Origin of the sequence: Treponema brennaborense DSM 12168, from assembly GCF_000212415.1 — a bacterium.
Classification (GTDB): domain Bacteria; phylum Spirochaetota; class Spirochaetia; order Treponematales; family Treponemataceae; genus Treponema_F; species Treponema_F brennaborense.
The window spans coordinates 618,346-634,275 of the sequence record NC_015500.1 but is presented as its reverse complement, the minus strand read 5'-3'; the positions used below and the strand labels follow the sequence as shown (position 1 = coordinate 634,275).

At 55.2% G+C, this 15,930-nt stretch carries 11 protein-coding genes; 3 read left to right on the top strand and 8 right to left on the bottom strand.

Annotation, left to right across the window (positions count from 1 at the left end; all coding sequences use genetic code 11):
* Window positions 1–72: 72 nt before the first annotated feature.
* The 5 genes from aat to TREBR_RS13460 all read right to left on the bottom strand — a co-directional run bounded on the left by aat (window position 73) and on the right by TREBR_RS13460 (window position 6,507).
* Window positions 73–789, bottom strand: a complete 717-nt coding sequence (gene aat, locus TREBR_RS02600) for a leucyl/phenylalanyl-tRNA--protein transferase (RefSeq protein WP_013757671.1) — start codon at window positions 787–789, stop codon at window positions 73–75.
* Complete coding sequence (gene clpA / locus TREBR_RS02595) at window positions 782–3,373, bottom strand: ATP-dependent Clp protease ATP-binding subunit ClpA (RefSeq protein ID WP_013757670.1); 2,592 nt, start codon at window positions 3,371–3,373, stop codon at window positions 782–784. The genes aat and clpA overlap by 8 nt, the downstream gene beginning before the upstream one ends.
* Window positions 3,370–3,702: an ATP-dependent Clp protease adaptor ClpS gene (locus TREBR_RS02590; RefSeq protein ID WP_013757669.1), complete on the bottom strand. Its 333-nt coding sequence runs from the start codon at window positions 3,700–3,702 to the stop codon at window positions 3,370–3,372. The genes clpA and TREBR_RS02590 overlap by 4 nt, the downstream gene beginning before the upstream one ends.
* Before the next feature lie 65 nt (window positions 3,703–3,767).
* A complete protein-coding gene (locus tag TREBR_RS02585; protein WP_013757668.1) occupies window positions 3,768–4,493 on the bottom strand; it encodes a DNA alkylation repair protein in 726 nt (241 codons plus the stop codon).
* A complete protein-coding gene (locus TREBR_RS13460; RefSeq protein WP_013757667.1) occupies window positions 4,468–6,507 on the bottom strand; it encodes a methyl-accepting chemotaxis protein in 2,040 nt (679 codons plus the stop codon). Before TREBR_RS13460 ends, TREBR_RS02585 begins: the two co-directional genes overlap by 26 nt.
* A gap of 345 nt (window positions 6,508–6,852) precedes the next feature.
* Between TREBR_RS13460 and cysK the strand changes: the two genes are divergently transcribed.
* Window positions 6,853–7,791: a cysteine synthase A gene (cysK, locus tag TREBR_RS02575; protein ID WP_013757666.1), complete on the top strand. Its 939-nt coding sequence runs from the start codon at window positions 6,853–6,855 to the stop codon at window positions 7,789–7,791.
* Between the two features lie 100 nt (window positions 7,792–7,891).
* Here the strand turns inward: cysK and TREBR_RS02570 are convergent, their stop codons facing one another.
* The gene (locus TREBR_RS02570) at window positions 7,892–10,507 is read right to left on the bottom strand and encodes a hypothetical protein (RefSeq protein ID WP_013757665.1); all 2,616 of its coding nucleotides are present in this window, start codon (window positions 10,505–10,507) and stop codon (window positions 7,892–7,894) included.
* Window positions 10,508–10,561: 54 nt separating this feature from the next.
* Between TREBR_RS02570 and TREBR_RS02565 the strand changes: the two genes are divergently transcribed.
* On the top strand, window positions 10,562–11,800 hold the full coding sequence (locus TREBR_RS02565) for a deoxyguanosinetriphosphate triphosphohydrolase family protein (protein ID WP_013757664.1): 1,239 nt from the start codon (window positions 10,562–10,564) through the stop codon (window positions 11,798–11,800).
* A gap of 193 nt (window positions 11,801–11,993) precedes the next feature.
* Complete coding sequence (locus tag TREBR_RS02560) at window positions 11,994–12,263, top strand: ACT domain-containing protein (RefSeq protein ID WP_013757663.1); 270 nt, start codon at window positions 11,994–11,996, stop codon at window positions 12,261–12,263.
* Between the two features lie 102 nt (window positions 12,264–12,365).
* Here TREBR_RS02560 and TREBR_RS02555 read toward each other — a convergent pair whose 3' ends face one another.
* Window positions 12,366–13,754, bottom strand: a complete 1,389-nt coding sequence (locus tag TREBR_RS02555; protein WP_013757662.1) for an MATE family efflux transporter — start codon at window positions 13,752–13,754, stop codon at window positions 12,366–12,368.
* A 177-nt stretch (window positions 13,755–13,931) separates the two neighbouring features.
* The gene (gene ftsH / locus TREBR_RS02550; RefSeq protein WP_013757661.1) at window positions 13,932–15,914 is read right to left on the bottom strand and encodes an ATP-dependent zinc metalloprotease FtsH; all 1,983 of its coding nucleotides are present in this window, start codon (window positions 15,912–15,914) and stop codon (window positions 13,932–13,934) included.
* Window positions 15,915–15,930: the final 16 nt, after the last annotated feature.

Here is a 15,930-nt window from a genome sequence, read left to right as displayed (position 1 = left end):
AGCACGAAGCGCTCTGCCTGACCACAGACTGCCGGGCATAAACCCCGACGCACGAATCGCCCTTCCCCGGTACTAATCAGTGCCCCGGCACGCGCGGTAAAACGCCTCCGCCGGATCTTCGGTGAGCGGCTGCGGCAGCAATTCCCTTTCAAGGCGCAGAAACGCAGCGCGTGAAACGTTTTTCGCGCCGAATCGGGCAAGATTATCCGTATACACTTGAGAATCGATCAGCGCACCGCCGCACGAAGCGAACGCACGAACGAACAGCACGAACGCGGATTTAGCCGAATCGCTTTCCAGTGAAAACATCGACTCTCCGCAGAACACCCGCCCGATGAGTACGCCGTACAATCCGCCCGCGAGCGTATCGCCGCGCCAAACTTCCACGGAATGGGCGATTCCTTCCCGATGCAGCCGGCAATATGCGTCGATAATTTTCGGACCGATCCAGGTACCGGCCTGTCCCGGACGGCGGACGTTCGCGCAGCCGGTAATCACCGCTTCAAAATCGACGTCGAACGTATACCGATACGGCGTCCGTTTCAAAAACCGCTCGAGTCTGTCCGGAACGTGCAGTTCGCCGGGCAGCAGAACGAAGCGGGGATCCGGCGACCACCAGACGACCGGTTCGCCGCGGTCTTCGCAGAACCACGGAAACACGCCCTGCAGATACGCCGAATACAGCGAGTCCACGCTGATATCTTCCGTTACCGCAACGATTCCCCGCCCGCCGTCCGGCTCGGGAAACACGACGGGGCGGAACGTGCCGTCCGAACCCGCGTTATGCATACGTGAACGTAACGGAGCGCTCGGCACCCGAAACGTCGGCCGGCGCAGCCGTATTGCCGGCACCCGAAGTACCGGCAGATTGAACGCCGCCGACGGCAGTCTGGGCGCCGCCGCTTACCGAACAGCGAACCGTTCCGCCGTCCGCCAGTTTTCCGAACAGTACGGCGTCTACCAGCGCAGACGCGACTAGCGAATCCACGGTACGCGCAACGTTGCGCGCGCCGAATTCACGCGAATATCCGCGGTCGGCAAGAAACGCGACGCACGCGTCGTCGACTTCAAGCGACACCTTTTTCCGTGCCAGTCGCGCAGCCAGTTTGCGCAGTTCTTTCCGGACGATATCTTCGGCGACGAGCCGGTCGAGATGACCGAACGGCACCACCGCGTCGAGGCGATTCCGGAACTCGGGCGTAAACGCCTTTTCCACCGCTTCCCGAACGGCGGAACCGTCCGCTGCCCGCCCGCCGAACCCGATCAGCGGTTTGCCGATATCGCGCGCGCCGGCGTTGCTGGTCATGATGAGTATCGCGTTCCTGAAATCGGCTTTGCGCCCCTGATTGTCGGTAAGCTGCCCGTAATCCATTACCTGCAGCAGAATATTGTAAATGTCGGCGTGCGCTTTTTCGATTTCATCAAGCAGCACGACTGCGTACGGTTCTTTGCGCACGGCGTCCGTTAAAAGTCCGCCTTCTTCAAACCCGACGTAGCCGGGCGGCGAACCGATCAGGCGGCTCACCGTATGCTTTTCCTGATATTCGCTCATATCGAAGCGCAGAAGCGGCATACCGAGCGACTGTGCGAGCGCGCGGGCAAGCTCCGTTTTACCGACGCCTGTCGGCCCCGCGAATAAAAAGTTCGCGGCCGTTTTATCAGGATCGCGCAGCCCCGCGCGCGAGCGCTTCACCGCCTGTACGACGAGCGAAACGGCCTCATCCTGACCGAAAATTTCACGCTCCAGCACGGATTCCAAATTGCGCAGCACGTCGCGCTCGTCGGTTTTGACGCTCCGCTCAGGAATGCGCGCCATTTTAGAAACGATTTTTTCAACGAGCGCAACCGTTACGCGCGGTTTACGCTGAGGACGGGGCACGGCTGCCCCGTGAGAAAACGCCGCACCGGCGGAAAACGCTGCCGAAGAAACCGTACCGCTTCCGCCGGCTGCCGCAGCAGCGGAAACGGTACGCGGACGGTTCGCCGCCTTCCGGTGGATCCGCACGTACGCACCCGCTTCGTCCAGAATATCGATCGCCTTATCCGGCAGCCGCCGGTCGGGCAGATACTGCACCGACAAATCGACCGCTGCGGCGAGCGCCGGCGCAGTGTACGAAACGCCGTGATACGCTTCGTACGCCGGCTTGAGTCCTTCAAGAATTTTAACCGTATCGGCTGCGCCCGGTTCGAGTATGTCGATCTTTTGGAACCGCCGCGCGAGCGCCCGGTCTTTTTCAAAAATACGCGCGTATTCTTCAAAAGTCGTGGAACCGATGCAGCGGATTTTGCCGGAAGTCAGCACCGGTTTCAGTAAATTCGACGCGTCGAGGTTGCCGGAACCGGACGCGCCGGCTCCGATTATCGTATGAATTTCGTCTATAAAGAGAATCGCTTTTTCTTTTTTCAGGAGTTCGTCGATAATCCGTTTAAACCGATCTTCAAAATCGCCGCGAAATTTCGTTCCGGCGATAAGCGCTCCCATATCCAGACTGTACAGCGCGTACCCGGCCAGCGCGTCCGGTACCTGATCCGCCGCGATGCGGGCCGCCAGTCCGTGCGTAATCGCCGTTTTACCGACGCCGGCGTCGCCGACGTGGATGGGATTGTTTTTTGACCGGCGGCACAACACTTGCACCGTGCGTTCCAATTCGGCATCCCGCCCGATAAACGATTCCAAATTTCCGTTTTTAGCTTCCGCAATCAAATCCACGGCGTACCGTTCAAGCGCCGTCCGGCGCGCGCTTTTTCCGGCACCGCCGCCTTCCGCGCTTTCCGCACCGTCTCCGGCAGAAGAAGCGGAAGTGCCGGCCGCAGATTTCGCGCTGTCGGCGGACGGCTTTTCCGACGCTCCGACGCTCCGGACCGGAAACGCATCCGTTACTCCGTCGCGGAACTGTTCGTCCTCAAGCATCGCCGCGATGCACGACTGCAAGTCGGCCGACTCGTCGCATTTGTATTTGATGTAACTGATGACTTCGATCAGCCGCAGCCGGTCTATACCGCCTTTGTGCAAATAATAAGAACAGTAATTTTTCGGTTCGTCGAGCATACTCACGATCACGTCGGTTATTTCAAGTTCCTGCTTTTCGGCCGCAACGCAGTGCAGTACCGCCCGTTCGATCACGTTCTGAAATCCGACAGTCTGAATCGGCGTATGGTCTTTGGCAACCGGCACTTTAGTCTCAAGGTATGAATTCACGTTCGTCAAAATCGTATCCACGTCGCCGCCGCAGACGAGCAGCAAATCTCTCACCGGCGGAAATTTCAGCGACGCGTACAGCAGATGTTCCGGCGTTACGAATTCGTGACCGGATTTTCCGGCGTCTTCCATGGCGGAATTGATTATCTTTTGGAGTTGCGGCGTAATTTTCATAATTCCTCCAATTCACAGCGAAGCGGAAATCCGTTTTCACGGGCGGTTTTGACCGTAAGGGCCGCCAGCGTTACCGCGATGTCGCGCGCATACACGCCGACGGCGGCTTTACCTTGCATATGAACGGTTTCCATCAAAACGGTCGCTTCTTCCGTTCCTTTATGAAATATGGCGGTTAAAACTTCAACTACGAATTCTTTCGTCGTAAAATCATCGTTCAGCAAAAAAACGGTACAATCACGGGGCTCCATGATTTCATTGTAACTGTCAACGACGGCTTCCACACCGTTTCCGGTTTCACGCACTTCGTTACCATTTTGTTTTTCCATATCATATAATATAACACATCCGCGGCGTTTTTTAAACTATGGAGCGTTTTCCGCATCAAGCGATTTCAGATTTTCAGGGAACGCAGATACGTTTTCGTTTCGGCGGAAACGCAGCGGCTTTCAACCGCTTTTTGAATCGTTTTATTGTGCACCCAGACGCTCAAGCGCCGCTCCGTAAGGTACGGCAGCGCCGAGTCGTACCGTTTTACCAGCGCAGTGCTGAAAAACCAGGCGACGGCCATATCCGCGTAATAATCGCCGGCCGGACACGATGCGGCAAGTTCCGGTATTTCAGGCGTAAAATTTTCATCAAGAAAAAACTGAAGCAGCGTTACGACGGCGAACCGAACCGTATACGTGCGGCCGCTTGCAAGCCATCTGCGCACGAACGGGAGCACGCGCGCAGGATACGCGGCAAAAAATTTCGGTGCGAACATGTCGCACGTCGCCCAGTTGTCGATATACGGCAAAAACGCATCCACTGCGCTCATTGCCCGGTCGAACGGAACGTCGCCCGGCACCCGCTGCCGCGCGAGCAAAAACGCGTGCAGATTGTTTTCTTCATAATAATAATGCGGAACGGCGGCGTAAAACGCCCGTTTTTCACCGTCCGTCCACTTCGCGGCACACTGCGCCGCGTAAGCGCGCAGCGCGGGCGTCCGTACGCCGATAATGCGTTCGGCGTCGAGCGTCGGGACCAGTTTCGCGTGAAAAGCACGATACGCCGTATCCTGCAGCGCAAAAAGGTCCCGCGCCGCCGCGGTCTCAGAATTCTTCAAAATCGGTATCATCTGTAGATAATATCGGCAAACTCGACGGCGACGATACCCCTCCGGTCAAGGCGCTTCGCGGCGTGCTTTTGGGTACGGCGCTCTTAGGCACGGCGATGCCCGAAACCGGCCGTGCGGGAGTCGGCCGCGCAGAAGCGTTTCCGGCGACATTTTGCGTGGGCGACGCTTTTTGCGCGGCAGCCGCTTCAGCACACGAACCGTCCGCCAGTTTGAAAAAGCTTATAATCTCAACCAAATTCTGTGCGTTCGACGAAAGTTCTTCCGCCATGGCGGCCATTTCCTCCGACGCGGCGGCGTTCTGCTGCACTACGGAATCGAGCTGCACGATAGCCTTGTTGATCTGCTGGGAGCCGTTGTCCTGTTCGCGGCATGCGACCGCGATTTCGTCTATGAGCTCGGCAGTATTGTGGATACCGGGAATAACGCCTGAAATCATGGAACCGGCCGTTTCCGCGGATTCGAGCGTGAGAACCGACAATTCACTGATTTCACCGGCAGCGACTTGACTGCGTTCCGCCAGTTTTCTGATTTCACTCGCAACGACCGCGAATCCTTTTCCGGCCTCTCCGGCACGGGCCGCTTCAATCGCCGCGTTCAGCGCGAGCAGATTCGTCTGATTGGCGATGTCTTCCACGATATGTATTTTATCAACGATATCTTTTACGTTCTGCACGGCGCTGCGAACCGCCGCTTCACCTTTTTCACTGTCGGCGGCGGAAGAATCGGCGATGCTTTGCGTTTTCAGTGCGTTATCGGCGTTCTGCTTGATATTGGATGCCATCTCTTCAACCGTTGAAGACATTTCTTCGGAAGACGCCGCCTGTTCCGACGCACCGGAAGAAAGATCCTGACTGGTGGAACTGATCTGAGCGCTGCCGCTTTCAATCTGCTTGGCAGACTGAAGAATTGCCGCCGTTATGCTGGAAAGCTGTTCGAGCATGTCTGAAACGGCGCGGCCCATCGCACCGATTTCATCAGACCGTTTGTTTATGGCGATCCGCTGTTCCTCGGTGATCGAATTGCAGGCAAGATCGCCTTCGGCTATCGACAGCAGCGCTTTCTGCACCGTCGTAATGGGGCCCGTTATTTTGAAAGAAAAGATCACCGCAACCGCAATTCCGAGTATGCCGAAAATTCCCGCTACGATCAGCATCGTAACGAGCATGACGGTTATCGACGAAGTGAATTCGTTCACGGGCGCCCTGATGGCGATGCTCCACGCCTGCCCGGGAATTTGCGTGTACGACATGAGATACGACGTTTTATTGAACGTATACGAGGCTGAGCCGGAAGCACCGCTTCGCATTTCCGCCACGGCGGCGCCAAGCGCCGTCATGCTGGAATCCGACCGGGCAAGCGTCTGAATGTTTTCGCGGTCGGTTACCCGTTTATAATCCGCGTAGCCGATCGTATTGCCGGTCGTGTTGCTGATGACGAACGGTCCGCCCGTCTTTCCGACGACGATGCTTTTTAAAAGAGTCGATAATCCTTCCGCACTCTTTTCAAGTGTCAGAACACCGGTAACGCGGCCCTCCGGCGTCTTTATCGGCGTCGCGTACACCATCACCAAAGAATCGGAGCGCAGCGCGCTTTCAACCGGATCACTGATAACCGTTTTTCCTGCCAGCGCATCCTGAAAATACGACTGATTGCCGACGGAAATCGAGTCCCCGGACGTCGTTCTGCCGAATCCGGAGGTATCGCACACTGCGTACGCAATCCGCGCCGGATCAATGGACAGCGCGCTTTGCAGTTCGGCGACCTTTTCATTCAGCGAAGTCGTTTCCGAATACAGCGTTCTTTGCAGTGCGAGCAGTCGCAGCGATTCCGATTCGGTTGCAACGGTTTGTTTGACTTCCTTTGCAACCGACGTGGCAAGAACACTCATATCGGCGATGATAATATCCATCGCAGCGTTGCGCGCGAACACATACGCAAGCAGCGTGGAACACAGGCAGACAATCAACACTAATGTCGTTGTTACCGCAATTAAGGTTGTCCGTAAGCTTTTCATGCAAAACTCCTTAATCATTCCCGATAAAATAAGACAGTTAGACCCCCCCCCCCGAACTCAGGAGTCATATTTTCTCAAGAATAAGAAAATATAACTATATTATCGGCATATCTAGTATACAACACAACTTTTTTTGAAAAAAATTCTAAAAAGATGGACTTTTAACCATTTTTTTTATAAAAATCTGATATTGTGCCGATATTGTGCCGATAATTCCCGTTTGCAGCGCAATCCGCCGGATTTTCAAATTTACCGCGGAGTCTCTGATTGACGCGCTCAATTCCTATTGACATAGTAGGAATTATACGCTATCATACGTTCAGCCTATATCGCAGGAGGATAAGAATGGCTCACATCAAATCCAGCGCAACAGAATTGATCGGACGCACTCCGCTTCTGGCACTGAACAATTACGCACGGAAACACGGTACAACGGCAGCGGTGCTTTTGGCAAAACTCGAATATTTTAACCCGACCGGTTCGGTCAAAGACCGTATCGCGCTGTCCATGATAGAAGACGCCGAGCGCAAAGGATTGCTCAAACCCGGCGCAACAATCATCGAACCGACGTCCGGCAACACCGGAATCGGCATTGCGGCGATGGCGGCGGCGAAAGGATACAAAGCGATTCTTACCCTTCCCGAAACGATGAGCACGGAACGCCGCACGCTGCTCAAGGCGTACGGTGCGGAATTGGTTCTGACCGAAGGAGCCAAAGGCATGAAAGGCGCGATTGCAAAAGCCGAAGAACTGCAGAAATCCATTCCCGGCTCGCTGATACTCGGCCAATTCGACAACGCGGCGAATCCTGCCGTTCACGTGGCCACGACCGGCCCCGAAATATGGGAAGATACTGACGGAAAAGTGGACGTTTTCGTTGCCGGCGTCGGAACCGGCGGCACCGTTACCGGCGTCGGAAAATATCTGAAAAGCAAAAATCCCGCAGTCCGCATCGTCGCCGTTGAACCGGACGCAAGCGCCGTACTGTCAGGCGAAGCGCCGGGACCGCACGGCATACAAGGCATCGGCGCGGGATTCGTTCCAAAAGTGCTCGACACCGCCGTATACGATGAGATTTTCAGGGTAACGAACGAGCAGGCCTACGAAGCGGGCCGCGCGCTCGCCGTGACGGAAGGCATTCTTACCGGTATTTCCTCGGGCGCCGCGCTGTACGCCGCCGCGGAAGTCGCCAAACGGCCGGAAAACACAGGCAAAACGATCGTCGTCCTGCTGCCCGACTCCGGCGACCGCTATCTGTCAACGCCGCTGTACGGCAACCCGTAACCGCCTGCGGTGCGGCCTTTGCCGTAATCGCGCTCGGCCGTATTGCAAAGGTACCGCGAAAACGAACCGGCCGACCTTTGCCGTACCCGAGCGCGAACGGCTATAACGCCGTTCCGGTTGAACCCGCAAACACCGTTTTCGATCCGAACAATCCCGCCCTGACCGTAACGCTCAGTTTCGTGCCGTCCCATATCACTTTCGCGGATTTCCCCGAGATCGCTTTTATTATTTCCGAATCACCGCCCCTGTCGGTAAACACGTGCAGTTTTGCCGGGAACGAAACGGGATGCTCTTTTGAAACGGCGTGTTTCAGCGAAAAGACGGTTTCCGCCGAATCTTTCAATTCGACAAAAATACTCGTCGAATCCTCGTCACCGAGCATAACGCAAAAACCGGGAAACATCGGTGTGTTCGTCAGCTGATACATCGCCGCGTACGACGTGCCGGGCAGTTCCGTTACACCGGCCAGCGACCGCGGCAGATTGATATCGGCATAATACTCGATATACGTGTTGCGCAAACCGTCCGGCACCGCTTCTTCTCTGACACCTTTGGCAAAAGCGTGCTGGATCGACTCGTACGCGTTAATCCGCAGTTCAAGCAGCTCGAACATGTGGGAATACGCCCATTCGTTCGATTCGGCGACCGTTTTATACGTATCGGCGTTTTCGTCCATAATCTGATTGCCGAAACTGGTAACCGTTTTTATTTTGGGAAAATCGAGCTGATTCAGGAACGTAACCGTCGTAAACAAGTCCACCACGTTATATCCCCAGCGCGAAAGATCCGCACGTTTGGCATATTTTTTGTACAGTGTAAGCCGGTTTTGCAGCGTTTTCAGATACGTCTGATTTTCTTCAACACATCGATCCAGCACGCCCCGGTTCGTAATGGAAATGCTCCGTCCCGGCGGCAGCCACAGCGCTTCAGAATAATAATACTGTAAAATCGGCGAATCGTAGAACAGCGGAATCGCCGCGAATTCCTGAACGGGCGACTGATACCGCGTATTCGTCAGGAAAAATACGAAACTGTTTTTTTCCGGCACGGAAACGGCCGCAATCGGCTGTATGTCGTCAATCCGGGCGGACAGCGGCAGCTCGTAATCCAGTTTCTGCCGATATTCCACCGATAACTTAAAATATTTTTCCGTTGCGGACGCTTTCGACGAAAAAACGGCGTGATGCTTTCCTTTAAAGAGCCGCTCAAGCGTTTCGGTAAATTCGGGATACGCGGATTCAAACAAATCCGGCTCGAAGCTGAACGTAATGAAAAAGTTTTTCGTCGTTCCGTCGAATCCCGGATCGGATCGGAACATATACGACCAGATTTCCACCGGATACAGCGTAACCTGCTTGGTTTCATCTTTATACGTCAAGAAAAGCGTACACTCGCCGTCGCTCATCGAAAAATCGGGAACGGAACATTCGATACCTTTGTTTCTGGCGCCGTCCTGCCACAAAAAGCCCTTGTACGCAATTTCCTGCCGCTCTCCGGTCAAGTGTTCCGCCGCGTCTTCGGGAATACCGGCCGCCGTTACCGGCAGGAACGAATCTTCCGGCAGCGAAAGCGGCGCGGCTACGAACGTCCAGTCGGCGGCCGCCTCGTCCATAATCTGCTTTGAATAGTATCCGGGCTGGCCGGCGGAATCGAGTCCCGCAACGCGCAGTTCCCGCGCCGCGTTTCCATGTCCGTTCTGCAATATGGTGATAAAACGCGTCAGCCGCGCCTTGCCTTCAAGCGGTATTTCCGGCTGACTGCGCCACGGTTCGGACGGCAGTCCCCAGGCTGCGTAGTTGGATAGATAATCGTAACCGGTATATTTCTGTTCGAGCTTATCGTACGTGTACCGGAAAAACATCGGATCGCAGCCGATCGTATCGAAGTCGGCAAGGCGCGTGTACATACGCCCGGCCTTATCGATCAGGAACATCGTCGAAGCGCTCGCGCTGATATTTTCCGCAATGAACGCGCCGTCTTCCGGCCCCTGCAGGCTGCGGCTGAAATCAGCCGGCAGTCCCGAGTCCGTAAAACGGATATGCTGACCGTCTTCGGTCAGAAAATACAGCGTTTCGATCCCCATCGTACCGTAATGATGCGGATTGCCGAAGATGTCTTCATGCCACAGCACGTCCTGCCGCCGCGTTCCGGAACTCCAGCCGCGCTTGTTCTTCACGTACTGATTCTGCGTCAGCCGGATTTTTTCCGGCCAACCGAAAGAACCGAGCCACACGAACGGTTTTTCGGGCGCATTGTTGTTCGTAAACATCTGGTACATTTCCCCATCGGACGAAAAAACGAACAGACTGTCCGCGTCGGCGGATATTTCGGTGATCCGCTTCGGCACGTCGAAATCTTTTCCGTTTTTGGGGTACGGCAGTCCCGTTCCGTTTACGAGCGTCCAGATGCTTTCATCTTTTCCGGGAGTCGAATACGCCGCGTCCGGCATGGATTTGTAATAAATGCGCCCGTCGACCAGACAAAACTGATAATCGCGGCAGAACGTCTGCGTGAGCGTTTTAACGTATATCTGATCGGGCAAAAAACCGTTGATATCTTCCGACGGACGATCGGCAAGCAAAACCGAATCCTGCAATTTAAAACCGGTCAGCACGTCGGGATTTACCTTCGCCGGATTGACCGCACACGCATAACAGGAAAAAAACAAAACCGACAAACCGACGACATTGCATATTGTAAAAAAGCTTCGTTTCATACTATAAATGTACTGTAAGCGTTAATAATATGCAAGAAACGCGGAGGTGTACGAATGCAAGGCTCCTTTCAGTCAGTCAGAACCGATGAAACGAATCCTCTTTGGGAAACCTGCGTCGCGCGCGAACAGGCGCTGTACGGCCGGAACAACGATATCCGCTCCGAATTTGAACGCGACTACACGCGTCTCCTTCACTGCGAAGCGTACCGCCGGCTCAAACATAAAACGCAGGTCTTTTTCGCACCGCACAACGACCACGTGTGCACGCGCATGGAACACGTGTCGCACGTCGCATCCGTCGCGTCTACCGTCGCCAAATATCTGGGACTGAACGACCAGCTCGCGTCCGCCATCGCGCTCGGCCACGACATCGGCCACGCGCCGTTCGGCCATTACGGCGAAGAATGCCTCAATTCGCTTTTGGAACAGAAACCGGGCAAAAACGCACCGAAAAAATTCTGGCACGAACGGAACAGTCTTTTTTTTGCCGATTACATAGAAACGCTGCAAGACACCGAAGGCGCCGCTCGGCACCTTGACCTGACGTACGCCGTCCGCGACGGCATCGTCTGTCACTGCGGTGAAATAGACGAATCGGGAATCCGGCCGCGCACGAATCCGCTCGATTTGTACACGATACGGCGTGCCGGAAGCGCGCAGCCGTTCACCTGGGAAGGCTGCGTCGTCAAACTTGCCGACAAAATCGCCTACCTCGGCCGCGACATTGAAGACGCCCGCGAATACCATATTCTGGACATGGGCGCGTACCGCCAGCTGCGCGAAATCGTCGCCTCGTGCTTCGGCTTCAAAACCGGCAAAACCGTCAACACCACGGTACTCATAAACGACCTTATCGTCGACCTGTGCAGCCGCAGTTCGCCCGAAACCGGCTTGTGTTTTTCACCTGAAAACTACCGCTTTATCACCGAAATAAAACGATTCAATTATGAAAACATCTACAGTCATTGGCGCCTGCGTGAATTCCAGTCGTACGCGGCGAACATTATCCGCACTATCTGCAGCACGCTGCGCCGCGCGTATCCTGCCGCCCGCACCCGAAAAATACCGTTCGCACTCAAACAGTTTCCCGTTCTCTGCCGCACCTTTGAAAACTGGCTCGTAAAATACACGCAGTACGACGAGGAACGCAAACACGTTCTCAAATACGACGGCGTACGCACCGTGTTCGACCTCGCGAACGAAGAATCGTACGACAAATGTATCATCGAATATCTGTCCGGCATGACCGACCAGTTCGCAATCTGCGTGTATGAAGAAATAATCAGCTTTTAGATACGCCGCCGCACGGATCATCGGTCTGAACGCAGTCACAGCCCGTTCATCCGTCGCGTGCGCCACTTCAGCCGAAATGACGGCGCGCACACAACGTCGCCGCCGAAATGATACCGGCCGCATGCAGCTTCCGCCGGCCGCGTACAGCTTCCGCCGGCTTGCGCAGCCGCTCGAAATGCGCTAGTATATCCGCATGAACGCAATCATTACGGTCGTCGGTACGGACCAAGTCGGTATCATCGCAAAAGTCAGCGCATTCCTTGCAAAACACGGAATCAACATCGCGGACATCAGTCAAACGATTCTTTCAGGCAACTTCGTCATGATGATGATGGTCGATCTTGCAAGCTCCGACGTTCCCATCGACGATCTGCGCTCCGAAATGAACGCCCTCGGCGGCAGTCTCGGCGTCGACATAAACATCATGCACGAACGCGTGTTCAGCGCCATGCACCGCATATAATATTCAGCCGGAGGGGGAAGTCTCCCCCTCGCTCCTAAGTCCTCGCCCCGAACCGAACGCTGCGCGTATCGCTTCGGGGTTCCGGTCTTTTCCGCTACCCCCTCATCGTGCAGCCGCGTTTTCTATTTTAAACGTTTTCATAATAATCGTATACGCAATGAACAACGGCAAAGCCGCCGCAAACCAAGCCAGCGGGCCTGCAAAACAGATACCTGTGTATCCCATCAGCGCGGGCAGCGTGTACGCCGCGGCCGCACGGGCCACCAATTCGCCCACACCGGCCATCAGCGGCATAAAGCCGCGCCCGATACTTTGCAAAACGTTCCTGTATACGAAAATGATAAACAGCACCGGATAAAACACCGACGTTATGTGCAGATATTGCGCGGCGGCCAGAATCACTTCCGGCTGCTCGCCTTTTACGAACAACCCGGTCAGCTGTTCGGCAAGCAGCAGCGCTATCAGCATCGAAATCAGCGACACACCGATCGTCAAAAGACTGCACGTGCGCGTTCCTTCTTTTATGCGGTCCAGCCTCCCCGCGCCCAGGTTTTGCCCGGTATAATTCGCCATCGTAACGCCGAACGTCGACGCCGCCACCGCGATAAGCTGCTCCACTTTTTGTGCCGCCGTGTACGCGGCGATCTTCACCGGACCGAACACGTTCAGCGCCCCCTGCAGCACGACGACGCCGATCGCCGTAATCGAAAACTGGAACGCCATCGGCAGTCCGATCCGCAAATGCTGCCAGGCGAACCACGGATTGAACTCGAAATCTTTCCGGGAAACCCGCAGAATCGGGAACCGTACGATCATATACACCAGCGACGCGAACCCCGCGAATGCCTGTGAAATGACCGTCGCCCAGGCAGCACCGGCAATCCCCATATTGAACTGCAAAATGAACAAAACGTCGAGCCCGATATTCAGCAGCGACGATATGATCAGAAAATACAGCGGCGACTTGCTGTCGCCCAGCGCGCGCAGGATACACGCCGTCGCGTTGTATAAAACGGTCGTACAGATTCCGAGGTAAATGATGACGATATACGAACACGACCCGTCCATAATGGACTGCGGCGTGCGAATCAGTTCTAAAAGCGGCCGCGCAGTCGCCACGGAAAGCACCGTCATAATCACGGCAAAAACGCCGTTCAGGATAATATTCATCGCCACGGAGCGCCGCACGCCCGCTTCGTTTTTTGCGCCGAACTGCTGCGCGGTAATAACGGCGAATCCCGACGTCAGTCCCAGAACGAACCCCAACACCAAAAAGTTCATCGGACCCGTGTTGCCGACCGCCGCGAGCGCTTCGGTTCCCAGCAGCCGCCCGACGATTATGGTGTCGGCCATGCTGTACAATTGCTGTACCAGATTACCCGCCAGCAGCGGAACGGAATACAAAAATATCAATTTCAGCGGACTGCCGACGGTCATATCTTTTGCCGCGCTCGCCGCGTGTTTCGGAGCCATGCGGAACTGAAGTGCCATAACGTAACCTCGAAAGCACAGTATATAAAATCAAATACAATGTCAATATGTGGAACCGTTTTCACATCGGGCGATAAAAAACGGGAACGCCCCGAAGCTCACTGCTTCATACGCGTTCCCGTTTTTCAGCTTTCAAAGCGCACCCAAAAGCGGCGCGCCGAATCGGCTCGATCAGGCTTACGCCTGTCCGCGGTCCTGCAGTTCGTCCAGATGCTCGCGGGCTTTTATGATATCGGTAAACTCGGCTTCATCGATGATTTCCTTTTCAAGCAGTCTGCTCGCGATATATTCCATAACGTCGCGTTTTTCTTTCAGCAGCGCCGTAACGTGCTCGAACCGTTCCGCCATAATGCGGGCCAACTCTTCGTCGATATACTGCTGGGTCGATTCCGAATATTCGCGGATAAGCTGCGGAGAGTCCGCTCCGTATCCGCCGCCGCGCTGGGACAGCACCACGTTGCGGAACCGGCCGCTCATACCGTAATCAGTCAAAATGCTGCGGGCAATGTCCGTCGCGCGCTGCAGATCGTTAGACGCACCGGTGGAAACTTCGCCGAACGCAATCAGTTCCGCCGCGCGGCCGCCGAGCAGCACGTCTATTTCACCGTACAATTCCTTTTCCGTACGCAGATACCGGTCTTCTTCCGGCATTTGCAGCGTATACCCGAGCGCAGCCACGCCGCGCGGAATAATCGAAATTTTATGCACTTTGTCCGCGCCGTCGGTAAACGCGGCGGTAAGCGCGTGCCCCGTTTCGTGGAACGCCACGATCCGCCGCTCGTTTTCCTTTATGACGCGGCTTTTTTTCTGCAAACCGGCCACGGCCTTTTCAACCGCTTCGTCAAAATCTTCCATACCGACCGTTTTTCGCCCGCCGCGGACGGCGAGCAGCGCCGCTTCGTTCACGACGTTCGCCAAATCCGCACCTGCAAAGCCGGACGTCGTGCGCGCGATGGCCGCCAAATCGACGTCGTTTCCGAGCTTGACGTTTTTCGCGTGAATTTTAAGGATAGCTTCGCGGCCTTTCACGTCGGGGCGGTCAACAACCACCTGCCGGTCGAACCGGCCGGGGCGCAACAGCGCCGGATCCAATACGTCGGGCCTGTTCGTCGCCGCAAGCAGGATAAGTCCTTTTGAATTGTCGAACCCGTCCATCTCGACGAGCAGCTGATTCAACGTCTGCTCGCGCTCGTCGTTGCCGTTGATCGAATTGACGCGGCTTTTACCGATCGCATCCAATTCGTCGATGAACACGATGCACGGCGCCTTTTCACGCGCCTGCTTGAACAGATCGCGCACGCGGCTCGCGCCGACGCCCACGAACATCTCGACGAAGTCGGAACCGGAAATCTTGAAAAACGGAACGTTCGCTTCGCCGGCAACGGCGCGCGCGAGCAGCGTCTTGCCCGTACCCGGCGGGCCGACGAGCAGCACGCCTTTGGGAATTTTTCCGCCGATATCGGTATATTTTTTGGGCGATTTCAAAAAATCGACCACTTCGACTAATTCTTCTTTGGCTTCGTCCACGCCCGCTACGTCGGCAAACCGGGTCGTAACCTGACCTTCTTCAACGGCGCTCGCCCGCGACGCTCCCGCGGAAAAAATGCTTCCGCCCAAGCCGCCGCCCATTCCGCCCATTTTGCGGAAAAAGAAAAACCACATCAAAAAGATAAAACCGAACGGAACGACCAAGTTCAGCAGCAGCTGCATGAGAAAGTTCCCTTGCTTCGCCACCACTTTATACGTGATACCTTTATCGTCGAGCAGTTTCAGAAAACTTTCGGTCAGAATACCGGCCGTTTTATACGTATTGCGGGCCGCGCCGGTCGAAAAAAGCGAAAAATTGCCGGCATCGCTGCTTTCAGCCGACGACGACGTATAACCGGTAAAATACGTTTCGCCCAAATCGACGGAAACGATCTGTCCGTTTTCCACCATCGCCTTGAAATCGGAAAACGGGATCAGATCATCCGACCGGGACATCAGAAAAAAATTGATAAAAGCCGTTACGGCAACGATTATCAGCATTATACCCCAAAACGGAATGCGGGGCTTTTTTTTATCCGAACCTTTGTTTGAATTTCCCGGTTCGGACGATAATTTGAAAAAATCAAAGGGGTCGCGCTCTGAATTTTTATTATCTTTGTCTGCATCACTCATGCTCATACCTCTATAA